The sequence below is a fragment of the Xenorhabdus sp. Sc-CR9 genome, from assembly GCF_963897815.1.
Classification (GTDB): domain Bacteria; phylum Pseudomonadota; class Gammaproteobacteria; order Enterobacterales; family Enterobacteriaceae; genus Xenorhabdus.
The window spans coordinates 1-10659 of the sequence record NZ_CAWQTY010000231.1 but is presented as its reverse complement, the minus strand read 5'-3'; the positions used below and the strand labels follow the sequence as shown (position 1 = coordinate 10659).

The following is a 10659-nucleotide window of genomic DNA, read 5'->3' as shown; positions in this document are numbered from 1 at the left end:
AGCAGTAGCTACTCGGTATGACAAATTAGCAAGAAATTATGAAAGTCTCGTTGCTTTGGCATTTTCAATCATGTGGCTCCCTATGTGGGTCGATTGAAACATGTACAACAAAGGTCAACACGCTCTAGTCATTTATATAAAATAGAAGGTGAAAAAACATCAATTTGCAATTCTATTATCAACGAGAATGGTCAATGTATAGTTGCTGTTAACGATATGTGCATTTTGGAAAAATTAACCCCAAATTTATTATCTCAATCCAGATCGTTAATCCAGCATGCAAGTGTGTTAGTCGTTGACTGCAACTTAACAGAAGAGGCATTGAAATGGTTATTTCAACATGCCAGAAATGTACCCATTTTTGTCGATACCGTTTCAAGTTCCAAAGCCCCCAAGATCCGCCATTGGTTATCCCATATCCATACACTAAAACCGAATCGTACAGAAGCAGAAACGCTCAGCGGGATAAAAATTAAAACTCAAAAAGATGCCGCTAATGCAGCTCAGTGGTTCCACCGACACGGTGTTCAACGCCTAATTTTAAGCATGGATGCAGAAGGTGTGTATTACAGTGAACTGGATAGCATATCGGGATGTTCCCCTGCAATCCACACTAATATTATTAATGCCAATGGTGCTGGAGACGCTATGATGGCAGGGCTTGTTCATTGTTGGTTAGAAGGTATGGAACTGCAAGAAAGCGTTATTTTTGCGCAACAATGCTCAGCACTGACTCTATCCTCAGAGAATATTGATATCTCCCCACAAAACCATTCATCCGACATTCCGCACCACTTTCAGGAATAAAATAATTCATAAGGTTAAACTTTTGTGGATGTATTCGCTCATTATGTTAGCTTACGCCGTAAGCAACGGGGAATTCGACCCTAATAGATTAAATTTAATTTATAAAATAAAAAATCAGCACATTAAATACATACTGTACTGATTTTTTGGAAGACATCAGAGTGAGTGTTTAACCATCAAGTTACGGTTACGCCTCAACGCGAACACATTCACCATTAAAGGCAACAGCTTTACCAGCAGTAATCTTGCAGCGTTTGCGAGTCTCAACTTGTCCATCAACTTGAACTAAACCTTCTGCAATCACAACTTTCGCCGCAGCACCACTTTCACTCCACCCTTGTAACTTCAGCAAATCACACAATTCGACATAAGGGTGACTATCTAAATAAAAAATTTCCATCAATAACCTTCAGTTGTATCTACATCATGATATTCCTCGCAAGCTTGCAAGGTATTTTGAATCAATGTCGCAACAGTCATTGGGCCGACACCTCCTGGCACAGGAGAAATCCAACTGGCGCGTTCGGATGCGTTATCGAAATCCACATCACCGATGACTTTGCCATTTTCCAGACGATTAATACCAACATCAATCACAATCGCATCCGGTTTAATCCATTCACCGGGAATAAAATTCGGCTTTCCGACAGCAACGACCAGTAAATCAGCCTGTTCAACATGTTGACGCAGATTTTTGGTAAAACGATGCGTTACCGTAGTTGTACAGCCAGCCAACAGTAATTCAAGACTCATTGGACGCCCGACAATATTGGAGGCACCGATGATAACGGCATTTAGCCCATAAGTATTGATATTGCAGCGCTCAAGCATCGTTACAATTCCACGGGGAGTACAAGGGCGTAGTTTTGGCGAACGCTGGCACAGACGACCGATATTATAAGGATGAAAACCATCCACATCCTTATCGGGATGAATACGTTCCAGTACTTTGACATTATCAATGCCGGCAGGTAAGGGAAGTTGAACTAAAATACCGTCGATTTCCGTATCGGCGTTCAGGTTATCTATCAGGGAGAGTAATTCGGCTTCACTGGTGGTATCAGGTAGGTCATAAGAGCGGGACATAAAACCGACTTCCTCGCAAGCACGACGTTTACTTGCGACATAAATCTGAGAAGCGGGGTTTTCTCCCACTAAAACGACGGCAAGACCCGGCGCTCGTTTCCCGACGGTAACACGTTGTCTGACTTTTTTTGCAACTTCGCTTCTGATTGTCTGCGCAATCGTTTTCCCATCAATAATTTTTGCTGACATGTATTTAAGATTCCATCATCAAGTATAGGAATAGGGGCTATTTTGTCAGAACATGAAGCGCCTGTCAGTTTTATTGATAATAATAAAATGAACATATGAGCAAAAGACCATTGACTCATTTCATTATGCCCGTATAATCCCGTCCCACATCAACGCATTAGTGATGTTGATTATTTTGCATACCATAATGCGCCCTTAGCTCAGTTGGATAGAGCAACGGCCTTCTAAGCCGTAGGTCACAGGTTCGAATCCTGTAGGGCGTACCATCCTTTAATATCTTAACGTCTTTTCAAGTCTACAAAACCCCAATAAATACGCATTATTAGCCGTTTTCCGTTCTTCTATAGTCCAGTCAGGTAGGTTGAAATCCACGATCTTATGGGGGTATATTTAGGGGTACGTTCAGGTTCAATGAAGTGAGATACCCCCAGATGAAGCTAACAGCCCGACAGGTGGACACTGCAAAGCCGAAAGAAAAACCTTATAAACTTGCAGATGGTGGCGGACTATATCTATTGGTTAACCCTAATGGCGCTCGCTATTGGCGGTTGAAGTACCGGATCGCAGGCAAAGAAAAATTACTCGCATTAGGGGTATATCCTGATATCTCCCTCGCAGAAGCAAGAACCAAGAGAAACGAAGCACGGCGGACGCTATCGGATGGCAATGATCCGATAGAGGAAAAGAAAGCTGAAAAGGCAGCCAAAGCGTTTGCAGTCAGCAATAATTTTGAATCTATTGCCATTGAGTGGCACGAACATAAACGACCCAATTGGTCAAAAGGGTATGCTGAAGACATTCTGGAATATCTGAAAAAAGATATCTTCCCGTATATTGGCAAACGTGCCGTTACCGAGATTAAACATGCCGAAATGTTGGCTGTGCTCCGAAAAATGGAGCAACGCGGTGTTTTGGATAAATTGAAAAAAACCAGACAGGCCTGTCGGCAAATTTTCACCTATGCAGTTATTACAGGACGGGCAGAGTTCAATCCCGTTACCGATCTTGCCAGCGCACTTAAAGCACCGAAGCAAAAACATTTCCCACATCTTTTAGCTGACCAACTGAATGAATTCCTCATCGCCTTGGCAGGTTATAGCGGAAGCGAAGTGACTCAATCCGCGACACGTTTACTGATGCTTACTGGTGTGCGTACCATCGAATTAAGAGAATCAGAATGGACTGAATTCGATTTCGATAAGGATATCTGGCAGATACCTGCTGAGCGAATGAAAATGCGCCGCCCTCACATCGTCCCGCTATCCAATCAGGTGAAAGCCATTCTTATCAAGCTGCTCTCTATTACTGGACGTGGGAAATACGTTTTCCCCGGCCGTAATGATGCGGGTAAACCGATGAGCGAGGCCGCTATTAATCAGGTTATTAAACGTATTGGCTATGATGGCAGGGCAACCGGACACGGCTTCCGCCATACCATGAGTACTATCCTGCATGAACAAGGTTACAACACCGCATGGATTGAAACACAGCTTGCTCATGTGGATAAGAACAGCATCCGGGGAACCTACAATCACGCTCAATATCTGGAGGGTCGCAGGGAAATGCTGCAATGGTATGCGGATCATATGGAGATGCTGGAACGCGGTGAAAATGTCTTGATCGGAAAATTTGGCAAAAGGGCATAAAGGTACGGTGATTTTTTAAACGCCTGTGCCCTGGGCACAACAGCCTGTTTTTCATACAACTTAAGATGTGTGGTGATTTTTTATTCTGTGTTGGCAGTGCCAACAAAGTTATTTTTTATACAGAACATGGATGATGGATGTTTTTTAGGCTGTGTTGGAGGCTCCAACAGTGACTTATTTTCATACAGCATACAATTCGGGAGCTGATACTTCCTGTAAACCGATAAATTTCACAAATGGAGTAAACAATTAACGCTGTTCATTTAATCTTGCTTTTTAAATAATCCGCCTGTCATCAAACAACGTCCACGATGAGCGCTCAAGGACTCGGTAACAGGAGATAAATAATATGACAATGACAGCACCGAAAGAAAATCTTATTCGTTTGCCTGAAGTTCAGCGCAGAACGGGTTATAGCAAGGCGTGGATCTACAAACTGATTAGCGATGGGGAATTCCCGAAACAAATTAAACTCGGCTCCCGTTCCATCGCGTTTATTGAATCAGAAATTGATCACTGGATTGCGCAGCGGATCGCAGGATCACGGGCGGCATAATACAGAAAAGAACATAACATAAGACACGTAATATAAAAGAGCAACGCCCCAGAGTGCGCTAACACAACTGAGGCGTCTGACCAACAACCGTTATACGAGGTAACGATGATGGCTGATATACAGCATACCCAAACTCACCCTAAATTTACACTTTCAGATAAAAACCGCAGCCAAAAACCGCTCGACCTGATCCAGACCGTGAAAAAATCCGCCATGTATCATTGGGAAAATCTGCTGCCTGCCTGTGGTATTGATATTCCGGCAAAAGATAAACATGGTGCCTGCCCGATTTGCGGCGGCACTGACCGATTTCACTTTATCGATGATCACCATCATGGTAACTGGCATTGCCGCCAGTGTGATACGCCGAACTATGGTGATGGGCTGGATTTGGTGGCAAAAACCAAAGGAATTTCCATTATTGAAGCGGCGAAAATGATTGCGGGAGCGCTGGCATTGCCTCTGCCCGAACCCAAGCCTGCTAGAGAAAACCTTTACCCAATACAGCCGATTGCTGACAAAGTGGTGGCATTGATGGCGCAAACCGTTGCGGGACAATCGCCCTATTTGGCTGCAAAAGGGCTTCACTGCCCTAACCAGCGGTTATTGCCCGATAATTCAACTGTATTGCGACTCACAACACTGGACGGAAAAATCACAGGGGCGCAAATCATCAAAGCGAATGGGGAGAAAAAACTCCTCTCCGGCAGCCAGAAGAAAGGTGCGTTTATTCCTTTATCAACGCTGGAAGAGAACCCTGATACCGTCATCATTACCGAAGGTTACGCCACAACACTCACGGTTAACCAACTCTGTAACGGGACTATTCTGGCTGCACTGGACGCAGGCAATCTGCTCTCCGTTGCTCAATCAGTCAGAGAACGCTGGTCAGACACGAAAATTATTATTGCCGCAGATAATGACTGGCATCAGCCCGGTGAACTGGATAAGAACGGAAAACCGAAAGTGAATACCGGCAAGATCTCGGCAGAAAAAGCGGCCATTGCAGTTAATGGTTGGGTCACATTGCCACCGACAGAGCATAAAGCCGACTGGGATGATTATCGCCAGCAACACGGTGTAGAAACGGCAAAGCTGACGTTTGCTCAGGGGCTTTATCAACCGGCACCCATAACGAAAAAAGCGGTCATTCAGCCCAATGATGCCGAATCGTCAAAACTGACCTTATGCCAGATGGGAGCCAGCCAGCGCGGAGAAGTGTTACTGGCACGTTATGACGGTGATTTGGCTTTGGATGGCGCTTCGGAAACCGTTCATCACTATGATGGTATTGTCTGGCGTCCGGTCAGTAACCGCGATTTACAGCGGGAAATGGTGGCGGCCTTTATGGAAGAAAAAATGCCGTACTCACCGCATGGTATCAGCTCTGCCGTGGATGCCCTGAAACTACAGCTTCCCATGATGAACGCACCAGAGCGCCATTTAATCGGGTTCCGTAATGGCGTGTTTGATCTGAAAATCGGCCGATTCCGGCCTCATCACAAACATGACTGGTTATTACTTGCTAATGAGGTTGAATTCAATTCCCCTATTTCGGGGGAAACCCTGCGAAGTCATGCACCTCAGTTCTGGCACTGGCTTAATCGGGCAACCGCCGAATGTGAAGACAAAGCAGAGAGAGTGCTGGCTGCACTGTTTATGGTGTTGGCAAACCGTTACGACTGGCAGTTGTTTCTGGAAGTCACCGGTGCCGGAAGTAGTGGTAAAAGCATCTTTGCTGAAGTTTGCTCGATGTTGGCAGGCAAAGGCAATACCGTTTCTGCCAGTATGGCCGCACTGGAAAACCCACGGGAACGCGCGCTGATTGTCGGGTACTCGCTGATTATTCTGCCCGACCAGACCCGCTATGTGGGCGACGGTTCCGGCATCAAGGCCATCACAGGCGGGGATGAAGTCGCTATTGACCCGAAGCACAAACAGCCCTATTCAACCCGCATTCCTGCTGTGGTGCTGGCAGTGAACAATAACGCCATGAGCTTCAGTGATCGCAGTGGCGGAGTGTCACGGCGCCGGGTGATTTTCAACTTCTCCGAAGTCGTGCCGGAAAACGAACGTGATCCGCTTCTGCGGGATAAAATCGCGGCGGAATTGCCTGTCATTATCCGGCAACTGCTTCATCGGTTTGCTGATCCACACACTGCAAGGCGTTTACTGGCAGAGCAACAAAAATCCGAAGAAGCACTGGATATTAAACGGGGTACAGATCCATTGGTTGATTTTTGTGGTTATCTGGTGGCTTCCCATGAAGCTGATGGTTTGTTAATCGGCAATGCGGAAATCGTGCCATTTAATCCCCGCAAATACCTCTATCATGCTTACCTTGCCTATATGAAAGGTAACAATTTGAACAAGCCTGTTTCCGTGACCCGATTCGGTATGGATATGCCCGGCGCACTGTCCGAGTATAACCAGCATTACCTGCGTAAGAAAAGTAAGCAGGGCATTCGCAGCAATCTGAACCTAGATATCGACACAGCCATCGAATGGCTGCCGAAACTGACAAGGGATAACCTGCCAGAAGAATAACTTTTTTCACACCGATAAAGATTTCCTAAAAAATAGTAAAAAGTGTTCACCACTATTCATCCTATAATTTAAATTAGATATATCAAGGTATTGTAGGGTGAATGGTTATTTTAAAACTGTTCACAAGTCTTCACGCCTGTTCACCTTTTTCAGATTTAAAGGTGAAGGGTTGGGTGAAGAGTGGTGATGAGTTGGATTTCAAGTCGTCACCCTATAACGATATGAATTTAAATAAAAATATTTAAAGGTGAACAGGGTGAACAGGGTGAACAGTTTTATTACTAATTCTTTAATAGGGAGGGGTTAAATCAAAAGGGTTTTTCTGGCGGGTATGGTGTTCTTTAAGATCTCTTATTTGTCTGGTTAATGCATTAGCCAGACAAATAAGAGAAGACAAGCGCAGCGCGTCAGTGTGATTTTAATCTGTTGCTCTACGTGAAATTAAAATTAGGTAATTATCTGATTTAATTTAAGAAGAGATGTTTATCACAATTTCCTCCATAGACTTTTATTCGATCTGGCATACATAAGCCCTGACACTATATTCTGTTTCATTAATGTGCAAATAACCTGTATCGATATCATTAATGAGGCAAGGAAATATGGAAGCAAGCCCGCGTTGTCTGTTTACGGAAGGCAGCATTACCCTACCGGAAGGTTATCAGGAACAGACGGTTAATATCATTATCGCCCCCAATGTGCCCGCACTGAATATCAGCCGCGACCAGTTAAATGAAGGGGAAGATTTAGCCGCTTATCTTACCCGCCAGAAGATATTGTTGAAAAATGGCCTGAAAGACTGGCAGCTTCTCGAAGAACACCCCGCCACATTAGGTGACAACCTGCTGCAAGGCCACTTGTTACTATCCCGTTACCGCCCCAAAAAAGGGCAACAGGATTAGTATTTTATTTGCATAATTTGATTAAAAATAAGCCTTTCATGCTCTCATCCTGATTTTTAAATAAATTAATGTTCCTCCCCCAAATACCTTAAAATGAGATACCATACTTTCTCACGCTTATCTACAGAGCAAGTATTTTTGGGTAGTTGATTACTTTTTGATACTATAACGTTGATAATTATTTTATAATAAAGTTTTATTTTGTTATAATAAGGATGACTATAATGAATAGCCGTTTACTTGTAATAAAAGATGAAAATCATTCAGAAAATCCAGATATAGGACTTGTTATTCCATTGGCACACCTAAATGAAAATGGGAGTATCACAGAAATTCAACCAAAAGAGTTTCCTAATGGTGGAATCTTTGTTTCAAAGAACTTCCTTAGCATAAATCAATCGTTCAAAACTGACGAAATATTCATTTTAAATGAATACTTTGATAGTGAAGAAAATGATTGGAAGTCAACTTCAAGATTACAAAAGCATTATACGTTAGGAAATAAGGCCAGTAAGATTGAAAGATATTTATTTATGCCTGTTTTAGATTTAAATCTCCCTGATTCAGCATCTGGATTTTTAGATTATGCTCTTGATTTGCCAAGTAATTATCTTTTTATACAAAATAATGGTTATATTTATGGACCATTTAAAGCCACAAAACAAAATGATAATTGGATTCTTTCTCCTCTGGTGATTCCATCTCCATTACAACTTCCTACTGATTTTGTTGCAAAAATACCCTTGAATGTATTGAATGAAAACGATGCATTAGTAACTATAAATATAAAGGGGGTTACAAAAAAATTCATAAAAAACTTAAAAGAAATATCAATTATTCAGTATGAACAAATTGACTATATTTCAGATGTGAAATTAATATCTTATTTCACAAAAAATCACTTTGGAAAGGGAAAAAACTCTTTATTAGGTAAAAGTGAAGCTCAAAGACTTTCTCAAGGCATTGAGGAATATGTTAAGAAAAATAAAGCCATGGGAAATACTGAGAGGTTATCAAGGATCAGAGAATTACTATCTGATTTTCTTGAGAAAAGTGATTATGGTAGTGAAATAGTAAATGAGTTTTTAGCTGAAACTAGGGATGGTCGTTTATATTTGGATCAGTACTTTGAAAAAAATAGAGATTTCTTGCTGAAAGCAAAAAATAAAGAGTTGGAAGAGCAATTTGAATCAAAAAAAAGTGTATTAAATAACGAACTTAAGGTTTTTGAACGCTCTGTTTTTACTAAAAAAGAAGAGTTAAATATAGAACTTAAAAATATTGAAATTGAGACTAACAAGGCTAAAAAAAGAATAGAGGAAATAAAAAAACAGTCTGATGAAGACGCTCATCAAGCTTTACTTGAAAAACAAAAAGAGTTGACTGAAGAAAATTAAAAACTGGAAAGTGATATTCAGGAAAAAAATAGAACAATTAAAAATTTCATGGAAACACATAAGGAAATTAATGACTTTAATACATTGAATAAAGAAATAGATTATTTAGTAAGGAAGAGACAAGACCTTGATACTCAGTATAGAGATCTTGATAATTCATTGAAAATTAGAGAATCAACGCTTGAATCGCCTAAGCTACAAGAAAAAGTAGCAGAACTGAGTATGTTAACAACTATACTAAGAGGAGAAAAAAGGAAAAGTACTATAATTAAAAATGAATCAATAAAAATAAAACAGTCTGATATTAATCTAGATAAAAATAATAGAGTGGATTATATTAATTACTTAATTCAGTCTTTCAGTTCTGATGGGGGGAGGAATTTTACATTCGACGAAATGACTAATTTAGTAATAAATATGTCTCAGTCTTTTATGACTATATTAGCTGGTCCCCCAGGAACAGGAAAAACATCTACAGCAATAAGATTGGCAAAACATTCGGGTTTATTGGATGATGATTTAACTTTCTCTGGAAGCAATTTTCTTAATGTAGCTGTGGGGCGTGCTTGGGTTTCTGGCAGAGATATTTTAGGGTTTTATAATTCGTTAAAAGATTTATATCAACCATCAAGAACAGGGTTATATGAATTTTTGAAGAGTAATGAAAATAATGAATATTTAAAATTGGTTTTATTAGATGAAGCTAATCTTTCTAGTATTGAGCATTATTGGTCTGATTTTTTAGGTATGTGTGACCCAGAAGGAGCGAATAGGAAAATAGATACAGGTATACCAACAACCACAGAACGGTTTTTTAGTATTTCTAAAAATTTAAGGTTCTTAGCCACAATAAACAATGACTCAACAACAGAAAAATTATCCCCGCGTTTGATTGACAGGGTTCCTATTATTACGATGGAGCATAATTTTAATTACAAATCTCTTCCATCACAAATATTAGATTTTAATGGTGCTATCAACTTTGAGAAATTAAATTCTGCTTTTAATATTTCAGCTAGTGAGGCAAGTTTTACACAAGATGAAGAAAATGCCTTAGATAGTATTTTAGATATTTTATCTTCTCCTATTGCTAGGACGACTTCAATAAAAGTAAGTCAAAGAAAAATTAATGCAATGAAGCGATATTGTCATATTGCAAATGAGATAGAGAATATGCATGCAGCTCCGCTTGATTATGCAATTAACCAGCATGTGATTCCTCTTATTGAAGGTTATGGCAGTTCTTTCAAAGAAAGACTTATCGATCTTGAACAAAAGCTATCAGAATGTAATTTGATGATATCAAAATCGTCTATTAATAATATTATCAATCATGGCGATATATATGGTGACTCCTATTCATTTTTTTAAAAGGAGATGGTGATGAAACTCGAATTAACTACTTGGATTCACATATTAAGCGCAACATCGTAATGAACGAAGTAAATGAGTGGGGATACCTTTAAATAACTCATTCGGTGTTTTGTAATCTCGTGTTTTACGAGGACGATTATTTAATCGGTTTGCCA

General features: G+C 40.7%; 9 protein-coding genes, 1 tRNA gene and 2 pseudogenes. 9 read left to right on the top strand and 3 right to left on the bottom strand.

The window, feature by feature from the left end:
* Nucleotides 1-97, top strand: a pseudogene (locus AACQ81_RS18485) (IS5/IS1182 family transposase); the annotation flags it as partial.
* On the top strand, nt 85-807 hold the full coding sequence (locus AACQ81_RS18480; RefSeq protein WP_336885692.1) for a PfkB family carbohydrate kinase: 723 nt from the start codon (nt 85-87) through the stop codon (nt 805-807). The pseudogene AACQ81_RS18485 and the gene AACQ81_RS18480, both read left to right, overlap by 13 nt.
* Before the next feature lie 187 nt (nt 808-994).
* Here the strand turns inward: AACQ81_RS18480 and ybcJ are convergent, their stop codons facing one another.
* Complete coding sequence (gene ybcJ, locus AACQ81_RS18475; RefSeq protein ID WP_237388208.1) at nt 995-1207, bottom strand: ribosome-associated protein YbcJ; 213 nt, start codon at nt 1205-1207, stop codon at nt 995-997.
* Nucleotides 1207-2082: a bifunctional methylenetetrahydrofolate dehydrogenase/methenyltetrahydrofolate cyclohydrolase FolD gene (gene folD, locus AACQ81_RS18470; RefSeq protein ID WP_237388207.1), complete on the bottom strand. Its 876-nt coding sequence runs from the start codon at nt 2080-2082 to the stop codon at nt 1207-1209. The genes ybcJ and folD overlap by 1 nt, the downstream gene beginning before the upstream one ends.
* Before the next feature lie 189 nt (nt 2083-2271).
* Between folD and AACQ81_RS18465 the strand changes: the two genes are divergently transcribed.
* From AACQ81_RS18465 to AACQ81_RS18435, 7 genes are all read left to right on the top strand, one after another.
* Nucleotides 2272-2348, top strand: a tRNA-Arg gene (locus AACQ81_RS18465).
* 165 nt (nt 2349-2513) lie between these two features.
* A complete protein-coding gene (locus tag AACQ81_RS18460) occupies nt 2514-3728 on the top strand; it encodes a tyrosine-type recombinase/integrase (RefSeq protein WP_237388206.1) in 1215 nt (404 codons plus the stop codon).
* A gap of 349 nt (nt 3729-4077) precedes the next feature.
* A complete protein-coding gene (locus tag AACQ81_RS18455; RefSeq protein ID WP_237388205.1) occupies nt 4078-4284 on the top strand; it encodes a helix-turn-helix transcriptional regulator in 207 nt (68 codons plus the stop codon).
* Between the two features lie 108 nt (nt 4285-4392).
* A complete protein-coding gene (locus tag AACQ81_RS18450; RefSeq protein WP_237388204.1) occupies nt 4393-6831 on the top strand; it encodes a toprim domain-containing protein in 2439 nt (812 codons plus the stop codon).
* A 602-nt stretch (nt 6832-7433) separates the two neighbouring features.
* Nucleotides 7434-7733, top strand: a complete 300-nt coding sequence (locus tag AACQ81_RS18445) for a DcrB-related protein (protein ID WP_237388203.1) — start codon at nt 7434-7436, stop codon at nt 7731-7733.
* A 224-nt stretch (nt 7734-7957) separates the two neighbouring features.
* Entirely contained in the window at nt 7958-9130 is a 1173-nt protein-coding gene (locus AACQ81_RS18440) for a hypothetical protein (RefSeq protein ID WP_237388202.1), read from the top strand.
* Nucleotides 9131-9178: 48 nt separating this feature from the next.
* Nucleotides 9179-10501 carry an AAA family ATPase gene (locus AACQ81_RS18435; RefSeq protein ID WP_237388201.1) on the top strand — a complete coding sequence of 441 codons (1323 nt, stop codon included), beginning with the start codon at nt 9179-9181 and terminating at the stop codon, nt 10499-10501.
* Nucleotides 10502-10546: 45 nt separating this feature from the next.
* On the opposite strand, the pseudogene AACQ81_RS18430 reads toward AACQ81_RS18435, so the two are convergent.
* Nucleotides 10547-10659 (bottom strand): annotated as a pseudogene (locus AACQ81_RS18430) (IS30 family transposase); the annotation flags it as partial.

Coding starts and splice junctions, on each gene's coding strand:
- AACQ81_RS18435 (WP_237388201.1), top strand. CDS start 9,179: ATGGAAACACATAAGGAAATTAATGACTTTAATACATTGAATAAAGAA.
- folD (WP_237388207.1), bottom strand. CDS start 2,082: ATGTCAGCAAAAATTATTGATGGGAAAACGATTGCGCAGACAATCAGA.
- AACQ81_RS18450 (WP_237388204.1), top strand. CDS start 4,393: ATGGCTGATATACAGCATACCCAAACTCACCCTAAATTTACACTTTCA.
- AACQ81_RS18445 (WP_237388203.1), top strand. CDS start 7,434: ATGGAAGCAAGCCCGCGTTGTCTGTTTACGGAAGGCAGCATTACCCTA.
- AACQ81_RS18440 (WP_237388202.1), top strand. CDS start 7,958: ATGAATAGCCGTTTACTTGTAATAAAAGATGAAAATCATTCAGAAAAT.
- AACQ81_RS18460 (WP_237388206.1), top strand. CDS start 2,514: ATGAAGCTAACAGCCCGACAGGTGGACACTGCAAAGCCGAAAGAAAAA.
- ybcJ (WP_237388208.1), bottom strand. CDS start 1,207: ATGGAAATTTTTTATTTAGATAGTCACCCTTATGTCGAATTGTGTGAT.
- AACQ81_RS18455 (WP_237388205.1), top strand. CDS start 4,078: ATGACAATGACAGCACCGAAAGAAAATCTTATTCGTTTGCCTGAAGTT.